Origin of the sequence: Gordonia sp. LUNF6, from assembly GCF_047041125.1 — a bacterium.
GTDB lineage: Bacteria > Actinomycetota > Actinomycetes > Mycobacteriales > Mycobacteriaceae > Gordonia > Gordonia sihwensis.
In genome coordinates this window covers 3,009,592-3,026,527 of record NZ_CP178181.1, presented here as the reverse complement: position 1 = coordinate 3,026,527, position 16,936 = coordinate 3,009,592, and the positions used below count along the sequence as shown (strand labels likewise).

At 67.4% G+C, this 16,936-nt stretch carries 26 protein-coding genes; 21 read left to right on the top strand and 5 right to left on the bottom strand.

Annotated features, from left to right (window positions below; all coding sequences use genetic code 11):
* The first annotated feature begins 165 nt into the window (after positions 1 to 165).
* The 9 genes from rpsH to map all read left to right on the top strand — a co-directional run bounded on the left by rpsH (position 166) and on the right by map (position 5,718).
* A complete protein-coding gene (gene rpsH / locus ACK8HH_RS14270; protein WP_006895594.1) occupies positions 166 to 564 on the top strand; it encodes a 30S ribosomal protein S8 in 399 nt (132 codons plus the stop codon).
* A gap of 13 nt (positions 565 to 577) precedes the next feature.
* Positions 578 to 1,114 carry a 50S ribosomal protein L6 gene (gene rplF, locus ACK8HH_RS14265; protein WP_045537169.1) on the top strand — a complete coding sequence of 179 codons (537 nt, stop codon included), beginning with the start codon at positions 578 to 580 and terminating at the stop codon, positions 1,112 to 1,114.
* Positions 1,115 to 1,117: 3 nt separating this feature from the next.
* A complete protein-coding gene (gene rplR / locus ACK8HH_RS14260) occupies positions 1,118 to 1,516 on the top strand; it encodes a 50S ribosomal protein L18 (RefSeq protein ID WP_006895592.1) in 399 nt (132 codons plus the stop codon).
* Positions 1,517 to 1,553: 37 nt separating this feature from the next.
* Positions 1,554 to 2,198 (top strand): 30S ribosomal protein S5, encoded by a 645-nt coding sequence (gene rpsE, locus ACK8HH_RS14255; protein ID WP_006895591.1) that lies wholly within the window; start codon positions 1,554 to 1,556, stop codon positions 2,196 to 2,198.
* Positions 2,199 to 2,201: 3 nt separating this feature from the next.
* The gene (gene rpmD / locus ACK8HH_RS14250) at positions 2,202 to 2,381 is read left to right on the top strand and encodes a 50S ribosomal protein L30 (protein WP_006895590.1); all 180 of its coding nucleotides are present in this window, start codon (positions 2,202 to 2,204) and stop codon (positions 2,379 to 2,381) included.
* Between the two features lie 2 nt (positions 2,382 to 2,383).
* Entirely contained in the window at positions 2,384 to 2,824 is a 441-nt protein-coding gene (rplO, locus tag ACK8HH_RS14245; protein ID WP_006895589.1) for a 50S ribosomal protein L15, read from the top strand.
* A 215-nt stretch (positions 2,825 to 3,039) separates the two neighbouring features.
* A complete protein-coding gene (gene secY / locus ACK8HH_RS14240) occupies positions 3,040 to 4,371 on the top strand; it encodes a preprotein translocase subunit SecY (protein WP_006895588.1) in 1,332 nt (443 codons plus the stop codon).
* A complete protein-coding gene (locus ACK8HH_RS14235; protein ID WP_006895587.1) occupies positions 4,368 to 4,916 on the top strand; it encodes an adenylate kinase in 549 nt (182 codons plus the stop codon). Before secY ends, ACK8HH_RS14235 begins: the two co-directional genes overlap by 4 nt.
* A gap of 7 nt (positions 4,917 to 4,923) precedes the next feature.
* Positions 4,924 to 5,718: a type I methionyl aminopeptidase gene (gene map / locus ACK8HH_RS14230; RefSeq protein WP_412475282.1), complete on the top strand. Its 795-nt coding sequence runs from the start codon at positions 4,924 to 4,926 to the stop codon at positions 5,716 to 5,718.
* A gap of 182 nt (positions 5,719 to 5,900) precedes the next feature.
* Here map and ACK8HH_RS14225 read toward each other — a convergent pair whose 3' ends face one another.
* From ACK8HH_RS14225 to ACK8HH_RS14210, 4 genes are all read right to left on the bottom strand, one after another.
* A complete protein-coding gene (locus tag ACK8HH_RS14225; protein WP_412475281.1) occupies positions 5,901 to 7,166 on the bottom strand; it encodes a glycosyltransferase 87 family protein in 1,266 nt (421 codons plus the stop codon).
* A 64-nt stretch (positions 7,167 to 7,230) separates the two neighbouring features.
* On the bottom strand, positions 7,231 to 7,683 hold the full coding sequence (gene dtd, locus ACK8HH_RS14220; RefSeq protein WP_006895584.1) for a D-aminoacyl-tRNA deacylase: 453 nt from the start codon (positions 7,681 to 7,683) through the stop codon (positions 7,231 to 7,233).
* Position 7,684: 1 nt separating this feature from the next.
* Positions 7,685 to 7,849: a hypothetical protein gene (locus ACK8HH_RS14215; RefSeq protein WP_156150438.1), complete on the bottom strand. Its 165-nt coding sequence runs from the start codon at positions 7,847 to 7,849 to the stop codon at positions 7,685 to 7,687.
* Entirely contained in the window at positions 7,846 to 8,247 is a 402-nt protein-coding gene (locus ACK8HH_RS14210) for a phage holin family protein (RefSeq protein WP_412475280.1), read from the bottom strand. The genes ACK8HH_RS14215 and ACK8HH_RS14210 overlap by 4 nt, the downstream gene beginning before the upstream one ends.
* Before the next feature lie 204 nt (positions 8,248 to 8,451).
* On the opposite strand from ACK8HH_RS14210, the gene infA reads away from it, so the two are divergent.
* The 8 genes from infA to truA all read left to right on the top strand — a co-directional run bounded on the left by infA (position 8,452) and on the right by truA (position 13,149).
* Positions 8,452 to 8,673 carry a translation initiation factor IF-1 gene (infA, locus tag ACK8HH_RS14205; protein WP_005187701.1) on the top strand — a complete coding sequence of 74 codons (222 nt, stop codon included), beginning with the start codon at positions 8,452 to 8,454 and terminating at the stop codon, positions 8,671 to 8,673.
* A 107-nt stretch (positions 8,674 to 8,780) separates the two neighbouring features.
* Positions 8,781 to 8,894 (top strand): 50S ribosomal protein L36, encoded by a 114-nt coding sequence (rpmJ, locus tag ACK8HH_RS14200; RefSeq protein ID WP_009679193.1) that lies wholly within the window; start codon positions 8,781 to 8,783, stop codon positions 8,892 to 8,894.
* Positions 8,895 to 9,065: 171 nt separating this feature from the next.
* A complete protein-coding gene (gene rpsM, locus ACK8HH_RS14195) occupies positions 9,066 to 9,434 on the top strand; it encodes a 30S ribosomal protein S13 (protein ID WP_006895582.1) in 369 nt (122 codons plus the stop codon).
* Positions 9,434 to 9,841, top strand: coding sequence for a 30S ribosomal protein S11 (rpsK, locus tag ACK8HH_RS14190; RefSeq protein WP_006895581.1), 408 nt, complete (start codon positions 9,434 to 9,436; stop codon positions 9,839 to 9,841). Before rpsM ends, rpsK begins: the two co-directional genes overlap by 1 nt.
* 34 nt (positions 9,842 to 9,875) lie before the next feature.
* Positions 9,876 to 10,481 (top strand): 30S ribosomal protein S4, encoded by a 606-nt coding sequence (gene rpsD, locus ACK8HH_RS14185; protein WP_006895580.1) that lies wholly within the window; start codon positions 9,876 to 9,878, stop codon positions 10,479 to 10,481.
* 98 nt (positions 10,482 to 10,579) lie between these two features.
* Positions 10,580 to 11,632: a DNA-directed RNA polymerase subunit alpha gene (locus ACK8HH_RS14180; protein ID WP_006895579.1), complete on the top strand. Its 1,053-nt coding sequence runs from the start codon at positions 10,580 to 10,582 to the stop codon at positions 11,630 to 11,632.
* An 80-nt stretch (positions 11,633 to 11,712) separates the two neighbouring features.
* Positions 11,713 to 12,207: a 50S ribosomal protein L17 gene (gene rplQ, locus ACK8HH_RS14175; RefSeq protein WP_045537180.1), complete on the top strand. Its 495-nt coding sequence runs from the start codon at positions 11,713 to 11,715 to the stop codon at positions 12,205 to 12,207.
* Between the two features lie 54 nt (positions 12,208 to 12,261).
* Positions 12,262 to 13,149 (top strand): tRNA pseudouridine(38-40) synthase TruA, encoded by an 888-nt coding sequence (truA, locus tag ACK8HH_RS14170; protein ID WP_412475279.1) that lies wholly within the window; start codon positions 12,262 to 12,264, stop codon positions 13,147 to 13,149.
* A 16-nt stretch (positions 13,150 to 13,165) separates the two neighbouring features.
* Here the strand turns inward: truA and ACK8HH_RS14165 are convergent, their stop codons facing one another.
* Entirely contained in the window at positions 13,166 to 14,392 is a 1,227-nt protein-coding gene (locus ACK8HH_RS14165) for an AAA family ATPase (protein ID WP_412475278.1), read from the bottom strand.
* A 243-nt stretch (positions 14,393 to 14,635) separates the two neighbouring features.
* Here ACK8HH_RS14165 and ACK8HH_RS14160 point away from each other — a divergent pair, with 243 nt between their 5' ends.
* Genes ACK8HH_RS14160 through ACK8HH_RS14145 form a run of 4 tightly spaced genes read left to right on the top strand, consistent with a single transcriptional unit; the run spans position 14,636 to position 16,935 of the window.
* Positions 14,636 to 14,863 (top strand): hypothetical protein, encoded by a 228-nt coding sequence (locus ACK8HH_RS14160; RefSeq protein WP_231650027.1) that lies wholly within the window; start codon positions 14,636 to 14,638, stop codon positions 14,861 to 14,863.
* On the top strand, positions 14,860 to 15,225 hold the full coding sequence (locus tag ACK8HH_RS14155) for a YbaB/EbfC family nucleoid-associated protein (protein WP_006895574.1): 366 nt from the start codon (positions 14,860 to 14,862) through the stop codon (positions 15,223 to 15,225). Before ACK8HH_RS14160 ends, ACK8HH_RS14155 begins: the two co-directional genes overlap by 4 nt.
* A gap of 31 nt (positions 15,226 to 15,256) precedes the next feature.
* Positions 15,257 to 15,559 (top strand): hypothetical protein, encoded by a 303-nt coding sequence (locus ACK8HH_RS14150; protein ID WP_278124724.1) that lies wholly within the window; start codon positions 15,257 to 15,259, stop codon positions 15,557 to 15,559.
* On the top strand, positions 15,556 to 16,935 hold the full coding sequence (locus tag ACK8HH_RS14145) for a hypothetical protein (RefSeq protein ID WP_231875641.1): 1,380 nt from the start codon (positions 15,556 to 15,558) through the stop codon (positions 16,933 to 16,935). The genes ACK8HH_RS14150 and ACK8HH_RS14145 overlap by 4 nt, the downstream gene beginning before the upstream one ends.
* Position 16,936 lies beyond the last annotated feature (1 nt).

Sequence of the window (16,936 nt, the reverse complement as noted above, 5' to 3'; positions counted from 1 at the left end):
ACAACTTCATACAGCTTGACGGTGCCGGTGAAAAGCCAATGGCATCTTCAGGCGTTGAACAATGCACAACTATCCACTTCGTGGAAGGCCCACCAGTGCTGATCGGCAGTGATGCCGGTGACACCGCTGTATGGGAACCGCTACGAGAAAGGTTGACGGTCAACCATGACCATGACTGACCCGATCGCAGACTTTCTGACGCGTCTGCGTAACGCCAATTCGGCGTACCACGACGAGGTTTCGCTGCCTTCGTCGAAGATCAAGGTGAACATCGCCGAGATCCTCAAGCGCGAGGGCTACATCACCGACTACCGCGTCGAAGACGCCGAGGTCGGCAAGAAGCTCACCGTGACCCTGAAGTACGGCCCCAGCCGCGAGCGCAGCATCGCCGGCCTCCGCCGCGTTTCGAAGCCGGGTCTGCGTGTGTACGCAAAGTCCACCAACCTGCCCAAGGTTCTGGGCGGCCTCGGCGTGGCCATCATCTCCACGTCGTCCGGTCTGCTCACCGACCGCCAGGCAGCAAACCAGGGCGTGGGCGGCGAAGTCCTCGCTTACGTCTGGTAGGGGAGCGTAGAGAATGTCGCGTATTGGTAAGAATCCCATTGAAATCCCCGCCGGCGTCGATGTCGCGATCGACGGCCAGGACGTCAAGGTCAAGGGCCCGAAGGGCGAACTGAGCCTGACGGTCACCTCGCCGATCGCGGTGGCGAAGGAAGACAACGCCATCGTCGTCACCCGGCCGAACGACGACCGCGAGAACCGTGCCCTGCACGGTCTGAACCGTTCGCTGCTGAACAACCTCGTCGTCGGTGTGACCCAGGGTTACACCACGAAGATGGAGATCTTCGGTGTCGGTTACCGCGTCCAGGCCAAGGGCAAGGACCTCGAGTTCGCCCTCGGCTACAGCCACCCCGTGCCGATCGAGGCTCCGGAGGGCATCACCTTCGCGGTGGAGTCCCCGACCAAGTTCTCGGTCTCGGGAATCGACAAGCAGCTAGTCGGCCAGATCTCGGCGAACATCCGCCGCCTGCGTCGTCCGGACCCCTACAAGGGCAAGGGCATTCGCTACGAGGGTGAGCAGATCCGCCGCAAGGTCGGAAAGACGGGTAAGTAAGCCATGAGTGAAACAGCAACCGTTCGCAAGCCCATCGGCAAGGACGTCTCGACTCGCCGTCGCACCGCGACCAACCGTCGTCACTTCCGCCTGCGCAAGAAGATCAACGGCACCGCCGAGCGTCCGCGCATGGCCGTCAAGCGCAGCAGCCGTCACATCCACGTCCAGGTCATCGACGACCTGACCGGTCGTACCCTGGCCGCCGCCAGCAGCATCGAGGCTGACGTGCGCGCCGCCGGTGGCGACAAGTCGGCTCAGGCCGCCAAGGTCGGCGAGCTCGTCGCAGCCCGCGCCAAGGCTGCAGGCATCGAGGCCGTCGTCTTCGATCGCGGAGGCAAGGCGTACCACGGCCGCATCGCGGCTCTGGCCGACGCCGCCCGCGAGGGAGGACTGCAGTTCTGATGATGACCACCAAGATGATTAACGGAGGCGACCTCTGATGCCCGGACGTCAGCGTGATGGCGGCAACGGACCCGCCGGAAACAACAACAACGACAACCGCGGTGAGCGCCGCGGCCGCGGCGATCGTCGCGACAACCGCAACCGCGAGCGCGAGGAGAAGAACCACCTCGAGCGCGTGGTGACCATCAACCGCGTGTCGAAGGTCGTCAAGGGCGGTCGTCGCTTCAGCTTCACCGCTCTCGTGGTGGTCGGCGACGGCCAGGGCATGGTCGGCGTCGGCTACGGCAAGGCCAAGGAAGTCCCGGCGGCGATCCAGAAGGGCGTCGAAGAGGCTCGCAAGAACTTCTTCCGCGTCCCGCTGATCGCGGGCACCGTGACCCACCCGGTTCAGGGTGAGGCCGCAGCCGGTGTCGTGATGCTCCGCCCGGCCAGCTCGGGTACCGGTGTCATCGCGGGCGGCGCCGTGCGTGCCGTCCTGGAATGCGCCGGTGTCACCGACGTTCTCGCGAAGAGCCTCGGCTCGGACAACGCGATCAACGTCGTCCACGCCACGGTCGCCGCACTCAAGATGCTGCAGCAGCCTGAAGAGGTCGCTGCTCGTCGCGGGCTGACCGTCGAAGAGGTCACCCCCGCCGGCATGCTGCGCGCACGCGCGGCCGCCGCAGCGAACAAGGGAGCATAAGCCATGGCTGAGCTGAAGATCACCCAGATCAAGGGCACCATCGGTACCAAGAAGAACCAGCGTGACAGCCTGCGCACCCTTGGGCTCAAGGGCATCCGCCAGACGGTCACCCGCGAGGACACCCCGATCAACCGCGGCCTCATCAACGTGGTTCGTCACCTCGTGACAGTCGAAGAGGTTTAGTCATGACCATCAAGCTGCACCACCTTCGCCCCGCTCCGGGCGCGAAGACCGAGAAGACCCGCGTGGGTCGCGGTGAGGGCTCCAAGGGTAAGACCGCCGGTCGCGGCACCAAGGGCACCAAGGCGCGCAAGAACGTTCCGGCCCGCTTCGAGGGCGGCCAGATGCCGATTCACATGCGCCTGCCGAAGCTGAAGGGCTTCACCAACCGCAACCGCGTGGAGTACCAGGTCGTCAACGTCGGCGACATCTCGCGGCTGTTCCCGGAGGGCGGCACCATCGGCGTCGCCGATCTGGTCGCCGCGGGCGCCGTCCGCAAGAACCAGCTCGTGAAGGTTCTGGGCGACGGTGAGCTCACCGTGAAGGTCGACATCACCGCCGACAAGTTCACGGGCTCCGCTAAGGAGAAGATCGCCGCTGCCGGCGGCACCGCGACGCAGGCCTGAGCCTTCGCCGCATGCAGAACTGCCGAACCGGTCAGGTGTTGCGACGCACGACTATTGAGTCGTTGCGCCGCTCACCTGACCGGTGGCGGTTCTGGGGCTGTTAAAGTTTCACCGAGGGCGTCCGGCTGAGGACGCCCCGGTCATTTCCGAGTCGACCGCCAATGCACGATGAGGCGCACGTGCCCACCGAGTCTGCGGTGCTATAGGAGGAGTTAGTGCTTTCCCCCCTCGTGGCGACCTTCAGGACGCCCGACCTGAGGAAGAAGATCTTCTATGTCCTCGGCATCCTCATCCTGTACCGTCTCGGCACGACGCTCCCGTCGCCCGGCGTGGACTTCAAAGAGATCGAAAGCTGCGTCGATGCGGCCAGCCGCGGCGACTCGGGCCAGATCTACTCGCTGATCAACATGTTCTCCGGCGGCGCACTGCTGCAGCTGTCGGTGTTCGCGATCGGCATCATGCCGTACATCACGGCCAGCATCATCGTTCAGCTGCTCACCGTCGTCATCCCTCGGTTCGAGCAGCTGCGAAAAGAAGGCCAGTCCGGCCAGACCAAGATGACGCAGTACACCCGCTACCTCACGGTGGCGCTGGCACTGCTCCAGTCGACGGGCATCGTCGCGCTGGCGGCCACCGGCAACCTCCTGCCGTCGAACGGGGCCGACTGCAACGCAGACGCAATCCTCAACGACACCAGCGTCTTCGGCCTGTCGATCATCGTCCTGGTGATGACCGCGGGCGCCTGTCTGGTGATGTGGTTCGGCGAGCTCATCACCGAGCGCGGTGTCGGCAACGGCATGTCGCTGCTGATCTTCACCGGCATCGCCGCCCGCATCCCGGCTGAGGGCCGGACCATCCTGCAGCAGCGCGGCGGCCTGGCCTTCGGCCTCGTCTGCGTGGCGATCGTGCTCATCCTGGTGGCCGTGGTGTTCATCGAGCAGGGCACCCGCCGCGTGCCGGTTCAGTACGCCAAGCGCATGGTGGGCCGCAAGATGTACGGCGGTTCGTCGACGTACATGCCGATCAAGGTCAACACCGCGGGCGTCATCCCGGTGATCTTCGCGTCCTCGTTGCTGTACATCCCGCAGTTGATCATTCAGCTGACGAACAGCAACGACGGCGAGGCCGCCGGCTGGAAGCTGTGGCTTCAGGACAACCTGATCAACCCGTCCAGCTGGTTCCACATCGTCACGTACTTCCTGCTGATCATCTTCTTCACGTACTTCTACGTCGCCGTCACGTTCAACCCCGAAGAACGAGCCGACGACATGAAGCGGTACGGCGGCTTCATCCCGGGCATCCGCCCCGGCCAGCCGACCGCTGACTACCTGAGCTACGTGCTCAGCCGGATCACGCTGCCCGGCTCGCTGTACCTGGGCATCATCTCGATCCTCCCGAACCTGTTCATGGACATCGGCGGCGGCAGCGCCTCGAACATCCCGTTCGGCGGTACCGCGCTCCTGATCATCGTGGCCGTCGGCCTCGACACGATCAAGCAAGTGAACAGCCAGTTGATGCAACGCAAGTACGAAGGGTTCCTGAAGTGAGACTCGTCATCCTCGGACCGCCCGGAGCGGGCAAAGGCACACAGGCCGAACTGATGTCGGAGGCCCTCGGCATTCCGCACATCTCGACCGGCGACCTGTTCCGCGCGAACATCTCGCAGGGCACCCCGATCGGCGTGGAGGCCAAGAAGTACCTGGATGCGGGCAATCTGGTCCCGCCGGAGATCACCATCAACATGGTTCGCGAGCGGGTCGCGGAGCCGGATGCGGCCAAGGGCTTCATCCTCGACGGCTTCCCGCGCTCCACCGAGCAGGCGGTCGCGCTCGAGGGCATTCTCGACGATCTGTCGACCAAGCTCGACGGCGTGCTGTCGTTCAAAGTCGATACCGACGTGGTGGTGGAGCGGATGCTCGCCCGCGGTCGCGCCGACGACACCGAAGAGGTCATCCGCAACCGCATGGCCGTGTACGACGCGGAGACCGCGCCGCTGCTCGACCACTACGCCGGTCAGGTCACGGAGATCGACGCCGTGGGCTCGGTCGACGAGGTCCACCAGCGCGTGCTCGCGGCTCTCGGCAAGGCCTGATCCACCGGTGGGTTTCCGCAAGCCGAAGGCCGTTCCGTTTCGGAGCGCGGGCGAGCTGGACGCGATGGAGGCGGCGGGCGCCGTGGTCGGCGCCGCCCTCGTCGCTGTCCGGTCCGCGGCCACCGCGGGGATGAGCACCCTGGATCTGGACGAGATCGCCGAATCGGTGATCCGCGACGCGGGTGCGGTGCCGTCCTTCAAGGGCTATCACGGCTTTCCCGGCTCCATCTGCAGCTCGGTCAACGAGGTTGTCGTGCATGGCATTCCGTCCAAGGACGTGGTGCTGGAGCAGGGTGATCTGGTATCGATCGACTGCGGCGCCATCCTCGACGGCTGGCACGGCGACTCCGCGTGGACGTTCGGCATCGGCGAACTCTCCGCCGCCGACGCCGAACTGAGCGAGGCGACCCGACTCTCGATGGAGGCGGGGATCGCTGCGATGGTCCCCGGCAACCGCCTCACCGACGTCTCACACGCGATCGAGAACGGGACGTACGCGGCGGCCGCGAAATTCGGCCGCGAGTTCGGGATCGTCGCGGGATACGGGGGACACGGCATCGGTCGGGAGATGCACATGGACCCGTTCCTGCCCAATGAGGGCAAGCCGAATCGCGGGCCGCGGCTCGTGGTCGGATCGACTCTGGCGATCGAACCGATGCTCACCCTCGGCACGGCGGACACCACGGTGCTCGAGGACGATTGGACCGTCGTCACCGACGACGGCTCACGGTCGGCCCACTGGGAGCACACGGTCGCCGTCACCGAGGACGGTCCGCGAATCCTCACTCCGCGCCCCGCCTGACGCGTAGTCATCTCTGACAGTGCCGCCGACCGTTCGGGTCGGCGGCACAGTCGTCTGCTCAGTGGTTTCGACACGCTCGGCGCCAGGGCGCCTCGCGGCTCAACCAGCGGGCGGGTGGGCACCGGCTCCGGTCCTTATCGCTGGTTGGGCGAGCGGTCCTGTCGCTGGTTGAGCGAGCGGTCCTATTGCTGGTTGAGCGAGCGGAGCGAGTCGAAACCCCCGTCACACCCACTGCGACCGGCGTCGGCCTCGCAGACCTCCGCCGATGCGGTCGACCGCCAGCGCGCCGCACCGACGGCGAGCACGACGAAGGTGAACCACACGTACGCGTCGCCGACGATGCTCTGCCACCGACTCCAGCCGAGTTCGGTGTCGTGACCGCTCGGCAGGAGCCAGTGCGGGCCCACTGCGAAGATCACCGCCGCCAGAACGGTGGCGGCCACGAGCATCCCTCCGAAGCGTCTGGTCCAGATCGCGTAGACCGCGATCAGAAGCGCCGGCGCCACCCAGGTCCAGTGATGCGACCAGCTCACCGGGGACACGAGCAGTACCGCTGCGGCGTTGACCAGCAGCGCGGTGGCCTGCTGCCCGGCCGCCAGGAGGCGGCTCATCCAGACCGCGGCGAGCACGACGGCGACGACCGACAGGACGAGCCACGCGGCGGTCGAGACACTGTCGCTCATGCCGAACCGGAACACTGCGCCCTTGATCGACTGATTACCCGCGTAATAGGCCGCGCCGATGCGTTCGGTCTCGCCGAGAGTGTGAAACCAGTACTTCGCCGAATCGGCGGGCATCACGAGCCAGGCGACGGCGACGGCGCCGACCGTCCCCGCGACCATCGTCGCCGCCCCGCGCCAGTCGCGGCGAAGGAGGAAGTAGAGCAGGAAGCCTGCCGGCGTGAGTTTGATCGACACCGCGATGCCGATGAGGAGCCCGCGGGGCCACTTCGGATTCCGGCAGAGGACGTCGAAGGCGATCAGCGCCATCAGGACGGCGTTGATCTGTCCGTAGCTCAAGGTCTGCCTGACCGGTTCGACGAACTCGGCGATCGCGGTTGCGCCGATCACCAGTGTGGCGCGGTCGATGCGGTCCAGCTTCGGTGCGAGCCGAGCCAGGACCAACCAGAGCGTCAGTGCGACCGCCGCGAGAGTCAGCGCGAACATCACGGCGTCCGCGGCGGACGTCGGCAGCATCGCGAGCGGACTGAAGACGATCGCCGCCAGCGGGGGATAGGTGAACGGCAGGGCGTGCCCGTCCACCAGAGGCGTGGGGCCGTACAACGACTGACCGTCGAGCCACAGCCGTGCGCCCATCCGGTACACGTGCAGATCCAGGTAGCTCTGCCAGCGAATGCCGATGACCGTGCTCAGCGCGAGCAGCCCCACTGCGAGGCCGAGAAGGCGACCGTGCCGGGCGGTGATCGTTCGGCTCAGCGGGTTCGGCACCGCGTCAGCGTATCAGCGCCGCGGGGGAGTGGATCGAGCCGAGGCGGCGGGCGGTGTCGCCGATCTAGACGTCGAGGATCAGCGTCACCGGGCCGTCGTTGACCAGATCGACGTGCATGTGTGCGCCGAAGCGTCCGGTCTCGACGGTCGCGCCGAGCGCGCGCAGGGCGTCGACCACCTCGTCGACCAGTGGTTCGGCGACCGGACCCGGGGCGGCCGCACTCCACGACGGTCGCCGGCCCTTGTCGGTGTTCCCGTAGAGCGTGAACTGGCTGATCACCAGGATCGGGGCGTTCAGATCCGCCGCCGAGGCCTCGCGGCGGTCGTCACCTCCGTCGAGGATCCGCAGACGCCAGATCTTGTCGGCGAGCTTGGCCGCGGCGGCCCGGTCGTCGTCGTGGGTGACGCCGACCAGTGCGACCAGACCGAGTGCCCCGCCGGACAGGTCGAGGGCGCCGACGGTCTCACCGTCGACGGTGACGGACGCGGAACTGACGCGCTGGATCACGGCCCGCATGTCAGAGCAACTCGTACACGCCGGACACCGATGCGCCGACCCGCCGTTGGCCCCCGGCGCCTGCCGAGGCTCCCATCGCCGCGACACCGAGGTCGATCCGCAGTCCATGGCAGCGCGCGGACGTCTCACCGAGGCCGCAGACCGCCACGGTGCGGCGCTCACTCACAGATTCTCGACGCTGTCGCGCATCACCATGGCCGTCAGCCATCCGACCACCGAGACGACGATCGCGCCTAAGATCGCCGCCCAGAAGAAGCTGTCCACCACGAGACCGTGGTGGAAGACGTTGTGGGTCAGCCAGCTCGTGATCTCCAGCATCAACGCGTTGATGATGATGTGGATGAGGCCGAGCGTGAGGATGTACAGCGGAATCGAGAGGATCTGGATGATCGGCTTGATGAAACCGTTCACGAGCCCGAAGACCACCGCGACGAAGAAGACGATGCCGACCTTCGCCCACCACGACTCGATGTCGCCGAACTCGAAGTGGACGCCGGGGACGATGAGGGTGGCGATCCACAGGGCCACGCCGGTCAGGGCGCTGCGGATGAGGAATGCACGCATGCCTCCAGTGTGGCACGCCGTTTGGAACGAACGCCGCAACTGGCGTAGACTCGATCGTCGGTGCGTCGTGCGGTCACGCATGCCCACGCCCGGTGCCTCACAGCACCGGACCGGGGTGACCGTTCGATAACGCCACCGTAGCGGATAGACGAAGCTGGAGTCGGCGGACACGGTAAGGCCGGTCGCCGGAGAATCGCGGAGGATATGGCGAAGAAAGATGGGGCCATTGAGGTCGAGGGACGCGTAGTCGAGCCCCTGCCCAATGCGATGTTCCGCATTGAGCTGGAGAACGGACACAAGGTCCTCGCCCACATCAGTGGCAAGATGCGGCAGCATTACATCCGCATCCTGCCTGAGGATCGAGTCGTCGTGGAGCTCTCGCCCTACGACCTCGGCCGCGGACGCATCGTCTACCGGTACAAGTAACCCTCGTACGGGCGGTGCCGGAGCGATGCGTCGCTTCGTGGTGCCCGGACACCGTGCTGCCGAGTCCTACGGCGGCACGCCACAGGAGAACAAAGGGAGAAGCTGACGTGAAGGTCAAGCCGAGCGTCAAGCCGATCTGCGAGAAGTGCAAGGTGATCCGCCGTAACGGTCGGGTCATGGTGATCTGCGACAACCTGCGTCACAAGCAGCGTCAGGGCTGATCAGCTTCTTCAGGTCGCTTGAAGACACATAACTGAACATCGTTATCGAAGAACTCCCAGAACCAGCATTCGCAGACGCGCGGATGCCGACCCCCGGTGCAGAGGCCGGGGCCCGGCGCAGAGTCCGGGGCGGGCTGGGAGCAGACCTCTGAATATGTAAGGAATCGCCACATGGCACGTGTTGCAGGTGTGGATCTCCCCCGCGAGAAGCGGCTGGAGATCGCGCTCACCTACATCTACGGGGTGGGTCGCACCACCTCGAAGGAAATCCTCGCCGCCACCGGCCTCTCGGCCGATCTGCGCGCCAAGGACCTGACCGACGCAGACGTCGCGAAGCTCCGCGAGTACATCGAGTCCTCGGTCAAGGTCGAGGGTGACCTGCGCCGCGAGGTGCAGGCCGACATCCGTCGCAAGATCGAGATCGGCTGCTACCAGGGTCTGCGCCACCGTCGCGGCCTGCCGGTCCACGGTCAGCGCACCAAGACCAATGCCCGTACTCGTAAGGGCCCGAAGAAGACCATCGCCGGGAAGAAGAAGTAATGCCCCCCAAGTCACGTAGCGCAGGCCCGAAGAAGGGCACCCGTCGTCGCGACAAGAAGAACGTTCCGCTGGGCCACGCCCACATCAAGTCGACGTTCAACAACACCATCGTCTCGATCACCGACCCCGAGGGCAACGTGATCAGCTGGGCCAGCTCCGGCCACGTCGGCTTCAAGGGCTCGCGTAAGAGCACCCCGTTCGCCGCGCAGCTCGCTGCCGAGAACGCTGCCCGCAAGGCGCAGGAGAACGGTGTCAAGAAGGTCGATGTGTTCGTCAAGGGACCGGGTTCGGGTCGCGAGACCGCCATCCGGTCGCTGCAGGCCGCCGGCCTCGAGGTCGGCACCATTTCCGATGTGACCCCGCAGCCGCACAACGGCTGCCGTCCGCCCAAGCGGCGCCGGGTCTAGCGGGACCCGGAATAGAGACAGAAGGAAGTAGAACATGGCTCGCTATACCGGCCCCGCAACCAAGAAGTCCCGTCGTCTTCGCGTCGATCTGATCGGCGGAGACCAGGCGTACGAGCGTCGCCCGTACCCGCCCGGCCAGCACGGTCGCGCGCGGATCAAGGAGACCGAGTACCTGCTCCAGCTGCAGGAGAAGCAGAAGGCCCGCTTCACCTACGGCGTCATGGAGAAGCAGTTCCGCCGCTACTACGAGGAAGCCAACCGTCGCTCGGGCAAGACCGGCGACGTGCTGCTGCAGATCCTCGAGTCGCGTCTGGACAACGTCGTGTACCGCGCCGGACTGGCCCGGACTCGTCGTCAGGCCCGCCAGATGGTCAGCCACGGCCACTTCACCGTGAACGGTGTTCGCGTGGACGTGCCCAGCTACCGCGTCAGCCAGTACGACATCATCGACGTCCGTCCGAAGTCGCTGCAGACCACGCCGTTCCAGATCGCCAAGGAGACCCTGGGCGATCGTCCGACCCCGGCCTGGCTGCAGGTGGTTCCGTCGACTCTGCGCATCCTCGTGCACTCGCTGCCCGAGCGCGCACAGATCGAGGTTCCGCTCACCGAGCAGCTCATCGTCGAGTACTACTCCAAGTAGTCTCACCCGAGCTTTCGCGAAACCTACTGAGCAGCATCAGCTGCCCGGTCCACCTCGACGCCGTCAAATAGTGGGCGGCCGAAGGAGAATCCCACCACATGCTCATCTCACAGCGACCCACTCTGTCCGAAGAGGTCATCGCCGAGAACCGCTCGAAGTTCACCATCGAACCCCTCGAGCCGGGCTTCGGCTACACCTTGGGCAACTCGCTGCGGCGCACGCTGCTGTCGTCCATCCCGGGCGCGGCGGTCACCAGCATCCGCATCGACGGTGTCCTGCACGAGTTCACCACCGTTCCCGGCGTGAAGGAGGATGTCACCAACATCATCCTGAACCTCAAGGGACTGGTCGTGAGCTCCGAAGAGGACGAGCCGGTCACCATGTACGTCCGTAAGCAGGGCCCGGGCACCGTCACCGGTGCGGACATCGTTCCGCCTGCCGGCGTCACCGTGCACAACCCGGACCTGCACATCGCGACCCTCAACGACAAGGGCAAGCTCGAGATCGAGCTGGTCGTCGAGCGGGGCCGCGGTTACGTGCCGGCCGTGCAGAACAAGGCCACCGGCGCCGAGATCGGCCGCATCCCGGTCGACTCGATCTACTCGCCGGTCCTGAAGGTGACCTACAAGGTCGAGGCCACCCGTGTCGAGCAGCGCACCGACTTCGATCGGCTGGTGCTCGACGTGGAGACCAAGAACTCCATGACCGCGCGTGACGCCCTGGCGTCGGCCGGCAAGACCCTGGTCGAGCTCTTCGGCCTGGCTCGGGAGCTCAACGTCGAGGCCGAGGGCATCGAGATCGGCCCGTCGCCGCAGGAGGCGGATCACATCGCCGCGTTCAGCCTGCCGATCGAGGATCTCGAGCTGACCGTCCGTTCGTACAACTGCCTCAAGCGCGAGGGTGTCCACACCGTCGGCGAGCTGGTTGCGCGCACCGAGTCGGATCTACTCGACATCCGCAACTTCGGCCAGAAGTCGATCGACGAGGTCAAGGTGAAGCTGCACAGCCTGGGTCTGGCCCTCAAGGACAGCCCGGCGAGCTTCGACCCGTCGCAGGTCGCCGGCTACGACCCGGCCACCGGCACCTGGTCCGATGATGCGTCGTTCGGCGACGACGGTGGCGAGGATTACGCCGAGACCGAGCAGCTGTAGGGCTCGCAAAGAACCACCTGGTTTTTCCAGACCAACGGACTTCCGGTCGCGAGATCGTGAGTCGCTCCTAGGAGAAAGACATGCCCAAGCCCACCAAGGGTGCCCGCCTCGGCGGGTCGGCCAGCCACCAGAAGGCGATCCTGGCGAACCTCGCCACGGCTCTCTTCGAGCACGGCCGAATCACCACCACCGAAGCCAAGGCGAAGCGGCTGCGTCCGTACGCCGAGAAGCTGATCACCCACGCGAAGGCCGGCCAGCTGGCCAACCGTCGCGAGGTCATGAAGGACATCCGCGACAAGGATGTCGTTCACACCCTGTTCGCCGAGATCGGCCCGCACTTCGCGGAGCGCAACGGCGGATACACCCGCATCATCAAGACGCTGCCGCGCAAGGGCGACAACGCCCCGATGGCCGTGATCGAGCTGGTGCAGGAGAAGACGGCGTCGTCGGAGGCCAACCGTGCCACCCGCGCCGCCGCGTCCAAGGCCAAGGCGGCCGAGGAGGCTGCTCCGGCAGAAGCCGCTGACGAGGCTCCGGCCGCCGAGGCCGCTGCCGACGAGGCACAGGACCAGTAGCCGCTTCGCTCGCCGGTGACCTGACGGTCGCCGCCGAGCGAGAGGTGACACTCCATGACGACACAGCCCGTCCCCATCATCGATGGGGACGGGCTGTGTCGTCTTCGGCTGCTGATCGGCTACGACGGCACCGACTTCTCCGGCTGGGCCACGCAGCCCGGTCGACGGACGGTCTGCGAGAGTCTCGAGCAGACGCTGAGCACCGTGCTCCGCGCGCCGATTCGGCTGACTGTCGCGGGCCGGACCGACGCCGGTGTCCACGCCGCCGGGCAGGTGGCGCACTGCGACGTCCCCGTCGCGTCGTTGCAGACCAGGTCCATCGACGGGGACCCGTCGCGACTGGTTCGCAGGCTCGCCAAGATGCTCCCGGACGATGTGCGGGTGAAGCGGATCGAGACCGTTTCCGCAGACTTCGATGCGCGTTTCTCCGCACTGGCGCGCACGTACGAATACCGGCTCACCGACGCCGCGTGGGGCGCCGAGCCGACCCTCGCCCGCACCACCGCCGATTGGACCCGGCCCCTGGACGTCGAGGCCATGAACGCGGCCTCGGCGGCTTTGGTCGGGCTCAACGACTTCGCGGCCTTCTGCCGCTACCGGCCGGGCTCCACCACCATCCGCGAACTCCAGCGCTTCAGTTGGCGGCGAGACGGCGACGTGCTGGTCGGCACCGTGGTGGCCGACGCCTTCTGCTGGTCGATGGTCCGGTCCCTCGTGGGCGCGGTGGCCTCGGTCGGCGACGGTCGCCGCGGCGTCGACTGGTGTGCCGGGCTGTTGTCTGAGCGCGCACGCTCCGCGCAGGTGCCCGTGGCGCAGGCCCGTGGCCTGTGCCTGACGAGCGTGAGCTACCCGCCGCCCGAGGAGTGGGCGGCGCGCAACGAACGGACGCGGGACGTCCGCGACGCCGGTGATCTCGGGTGTGCGGGTCCGGTCGTGGAGTAGTCCGCCGCGCCCTCGGTCACCCGCCGGTTCTGCGCCGCGGGGGATTGGCGAAGTCGTCGGCGACGGTGGCGGCCAGTTCGACGAACGACCGGCGGGTGGACTTGCTGAGGAGTTCCAGATCGATGTCGGCGCCTTCGGCGAGGTGATCGTCGAATCCGATGGTGTGTACCGCCCGGCAGCGGGTCAGGAAGTGTTGTGCGAGCTGGTCGACGTCGATGGTCGACGAACCCGGTCGGGATGAGCTGAGCACCACCACGCTGTGCGGGATGAGGTGGCCGTAGCCGTGTCCGACCAGCCAGTCCAGCGTGGAACCGGCGCTGCGTGCTCCGTCGAGTGCGGGAGAGGAGACCAGGACCAGAGCGTCGGCGGTGTCGAGGACGCCGCGCATGGCGTCGGCGCTCATTCCGGTGCCGCAATCGGTGAGGATCACGTTGTAGAAGCGCTGGAGAATGTCGACGACGCCGAGGTACTCCCGTTCGCTGAACGCCTCGGCGGCAGCGGGGTCGCGTTCTGAGGCCAGCACTTCGAGCCGGCTGGGGGCTTGCGAGGTGTGCGCCCGGACATCGGAGTACCGGTGCACCGCGGTGTCGGCGAGCAGGTCGCGGACGGTGGAGGCGGTCTGCTGCGGAATGCGCTGCGCGAGGGTTCCGAGATCCGGATTGGCGTCCACCGCGATCACCCGGTCGCCGCGGAGCGATGCGAACGTGGAACCGAGTCCGATCGTCGTGGTGGTCTTGCCCACGCCGCCCTTCAACGACAGCACCGCGATGCGGTAGTCGCCGCGAATCGGGCGCCGGAGTCGTTCCAGCAGCTGCTGGTACTCGATTTCGGCGGGCGACTCGCCGGGGTTCACCAACCCGGCGGTCACCGCGTGCACGGCGCGCCGCCATCCGCGCACGGGGGCACGCCGTGCCTTGCGCAGGATCGCGACTTGATCCAGGGCTGGACCGGCGGGCGGGAGCGGTGCGGCCGGTGCGGCCGGGACGAACGCGCTGACGGGCGGCCCGAGCGGCGCGGGTGCCGGTGGCACCGGATACGGCATCGGTGCGGGATGGACCGTCGCGTCGATCTCCGGTGCGGCGCGCAGCGGTGCAGCCTCATCGGGCTCTGCGGAGGCGTGCTCTGCGGAGACGGGCGGCGAGAGACCGATGATCGCGGACAGATCGATGTCCGGCCGCGGTTCGTGCGGCTGATGGTCGAGCCAGGGCGGAGTGTCGCTCATCTGGACTTCTGATGGTGTCATGTGTCCCCCTCGGGTCGCTCGCAGCGACGATGCTGCGGTCGGGGTGGAACGTTAGACGTCGCCGACCCAGACACGCCCGCGTTCGAATCGATGGAACCGAAAACGAGTCACGCGCGTCTAAGTCACATGGCAGAAGAGAATCGACATCAGGGTTCCGACACGGAACCGGCGGGGCTGACCACTGTCGCATCGAGATCCGGGGCCATCTCCGTCACGTGCACGGCCGCGGGACTGCCGGTGGGGATGACTATTTCGTCTCGGGCGATGCGGCGGTCTCCGGCGGCACTGGCGCGCGAGATCATGGCGCTGTGCACCCTCGCGAGCACGACCGCGGGAGTGCAGGCCAGGCACCGGTTGCGGGGGCGCGGTGTCGATGAGGAGGCACTCGATCTGCTCGGGCTGCCGTCACGCAAGGAGCTGGTGAACGCCGAGGCGGCAGCGGATGCCTCGAGTGCAGGACGGAATCGGTGAACCCCGAGATGGACGCCGTCGCCGATCGGGCGCAGCGGCAGCTGGGGGCGCTGGAGGACGTGCACCGGAGACTGCAGCAACTGCGCGCGACCGGAGTCGGCGACGACGGTCGCGTGCGCGTGACGGTGAACGGCAACGGAGCCCTCATCGAGTTGGAGATCGCCGCCGGCGCCGGCGGCGGAAAGGGCGCACGACTGTCGGAGGAGATCGTGGGTGCGGCAGTGCGCGCCGCGACGGATGCCTTCGCCGAGCGCAGCGAGATCATGCAGTCGTTCTGCGGCGAGTTCGCCGCACTGACCGGAGTCGACGACTCCGGCGCGGCGGTGGAACCGAACCGGGATCCGGTGCGTCCAATTACATGAGGGCTCGATTCTTCAAGCATCAGGGGGAGACGTGAACGAGACGATGGTGCACCCGGAAGCGGTGCAGACGTTCGGCGCCACATCGGCGGCGCTGGGAACGGCGACGGCCACTGCCGGAGCGTTCGACACGGCGGCGGTGGGGGCCGCAGTGACGGCGGTATTCGGTCTGATCGGGCAGGAGTTCGCCGCCGCCTACTCGGTGGCACAGGCCAATCACCTCCGCGGAGTCGGGCTTCTCGCCGCCGCGCATGCGGCGACCGCAGCCGCGGTGTCGGCCGGAATCGCCTCGTTCTCCGACGCCGACGGCACCGGTGCCTGCGGGGTCCGAGTGTGAGCCGGCACCGAACCTCCGACGATGCGGGGCCGGCGTCCGGACCGGATGCCCACACGTGCGGGAGCCCCGAGGTGGCCACCGCGGCGGACTGCGGCGCGGGGGACGCGCTCGCGAGATTCGGGATCGCGCCGGTTCAGGCACCGTTGAACGTGCACCTGCCGGCGAGCCTTCCCGAGTTGCCGGTGCTGCCCGCGATCGATCCGGCGATGTTGCTGAAGCCGATCACCGATCTGCTCGCGACATTCGGTACCGGAAGGCTCGGCGGAATCGGGAACCCCGCAGCCGCCCACAACGATCTCGCCGGCCTGCTCGACGGCGGCGTGACGCTGCTGCTCAACGCTGCCCGTTCGGTGGATGGCGGATGGGTGGGACAGGCTGCGACATCGGCGGTCACGGCTGCGTCGCGGTCGGCGTCGGAGTCCGGCATGCTGGCGACGCAGGGAGCGGCGATCTCTGCCGATCTGCAGGCCGCGGCAGCGGTGGTGGCCGCCGGTCTGACTCAACTGCAGGGAGTAGTGGTGAAGACGGCAGGGGCGCTCGCCGCCGCACTGCCGACGCTGGCGACCCCACCCGGGCAGCTCGCGGCGCTCGGGATCGCGGCGGAGGGGCTGGCAGAGGGGCTCTCGGTGGTCGCGGCCACTCGCACTCAGCTGGCCGGTCCCACGGCGCACATGGCGGCGAACGGCAGGCCGATACCGGTCACCGCGGTGCCGGGGCCGGGCGGCGACGGATTCGCGGTGGCGGCGAAACTGCTGGAGTCGGCGCTCCCGATGGTCCAGGCGGGAACGACTCTCGCTACGAAGCTCTTGGCGGGTACGGGGTCGGACGGCGCACCGGAGGTCCCGGCTCCGAACCCGAACCACCGGGATGCGCTCGGAACCCCCGCTGCCGTGCCCGCACCCTGTCCGTCGGCCTGCGACCGCGGACCGACGACGCCTGGGGCAGCGTCGGCCGGATCATCCGGTGCTGGAGCGCCGGCGGTCGGAGGCGCGGGTGCCGGTGGACCGGCGGTCAGACCGGCAGCCTCCGTTCCCGGCGCCGCTGTGAGTGCGATGACCGCCTCGGTCGCCGCGGAACCGGTGTCGCTGGCCGATCGGCCCATGACCACCAACGCCGCGGTGGTCGGGGCAGCGCAGGCGACTGTGTCAACGGACTCGGCGGCGGCGCCCGCCGTGCCGCTGGCACCGGTCGTGCCGGCCACGGCACGTCAGTCCGCGGACGGACCGCGGATCGTGCCCGCCGCCGTAGCGCCTGAGCCCGCTAGCAGCGAGGCGGTGGACCGGGACTGGCTCACGGCCATGACCGCGGAGTCGCTTGACTTCGACGTGGCGCTGGAGTTGGGACTGGGCGGCCAGAAGCTCGCCGGATCGGTGTGAT

What these genes read in the sequence shown, in the direction of transcription:
- rpsD (WP_006895580.1), top strand. Translation starts at nt 9,876, where the DNA reads ATGGCTCGCTATACCGGCCCCGCAACCAAGAAGTCCCGTCGTCTTCGC.
- rpmD (WP_006895590.1), top strand. Translation starts at nt 2,202, where the DNA reads ATGGCTGAGCTGAAGATCACCCAGATCAAGGGCACCATCGGTACCAAG.
- rplF (WP_045537169.1), top strand. Translation starts at nt 578, where the DNA reads ATGTCGCGTATTGGTAAGAATCCCATTGAAATCCCCGCCGGCGTCGAT.
- ACK8HH_RS14165 (WP_412475278.1), bottom strand. Translation starts at nt 14,392, where the DNA reads ATGACACCATCAGAAGTCCAGATGAGCGACACTCCGCCCTGGCTCGAC.
- ACK8HH_RS14210 (WP_412475280.1), bottom strand. Translation starts at nt 8,247, where the DNA reads ATGCGTGCATTCCTCATCCGCAGCGCCCTGACCGGCGTGGCCCTGTGG.
- rpsH (WP_006895594.1), top strand. Translation starts at nt 166, where the DNA reads ATGACCATGACTGACCCGATCGCAGACTTTCTGACGCGTCTGCGTAAC.
- dtd (WP_006895584.1), bottom strand. Translation starts at nt 7,683, where the DNA reads ATGCGGGCCGTGATCCAGCGCGTCAGTTCCGCGTCCGTCACCGTCGAC.
- rpsM (WP_006895582.1), top strand. Translation starts at nt 9,066, where the DNA reads ATGGCACGTGTTGCAGGTGTGGATCTCCCCCGCGAGAAGCGGCTGGAG.
- rpsE (WP_006895591.1), top strand. Translation starts at nt 1,554, where the DNA reads ATGCCCGGACGTCAGCGTGATGGCGGCAACGGACCCGCCGGAAACAAC.
- rpsK (WP_006895581.1), top strand. Translation starts at nt 9,434, where the DNA reads ATGCCCCCCAAGTCACGTAGCGCAGGCCCGAAGAAGGGCACCCGTCGT.
- rplO (WP_006895589.1), top strand. Translation starts at nt 2,384, where the DNA reads ATGACCATCAAGCTGCACCACCTTCGCCCCGCTCCGGGCGCGAAGACC.
- ACK8HH_RS14180 (WP_006895579.1), top strand. Translation starts at nt 10,580, where the DNA reads ATGCTCATCTCACAGCGACCCACTCTGTCCGAAGAGGTCATCGCCGAG.
- rplQ (WP_045537180.1), top strand. Translation starts at nt 11,713, where the DNA reads ATGCCCAAGCCCACCAAGGGTGCCCGCCTCGGCGGGTCGGCCAGCCAC.
- truA (WP_412475279.1), top strand. Translation starts at nt 12,262, where the DNA reads ATGACGACACAGCCCGTCCCCATCATCGATGGGGACGGGCTGTGTCGT.
- infA (WP_005187701.1), top strand. Translation starts at nt 8,452, where the DNA reads ATGGCGAAGAAAGATGGGGCCATTGAGGTCGAGGGACGCGTAGTCGAG.
- rplR (WP_006895592.1), top strand. Translation starts at nt 1,118, where the DNA reads ATGAGTGAAACAGCAACCGTTCGCAAGCCCATCGGCAAGGACGTCTCG.
- ACK8HH_RS14160 (WP_231650027.1), top strand. Translation starts at nt 14,636, where the DNA reads ATGACTATTTCGTCTCGGGCGATGCGGCGGTCTCCGGCGGCACTGGCG.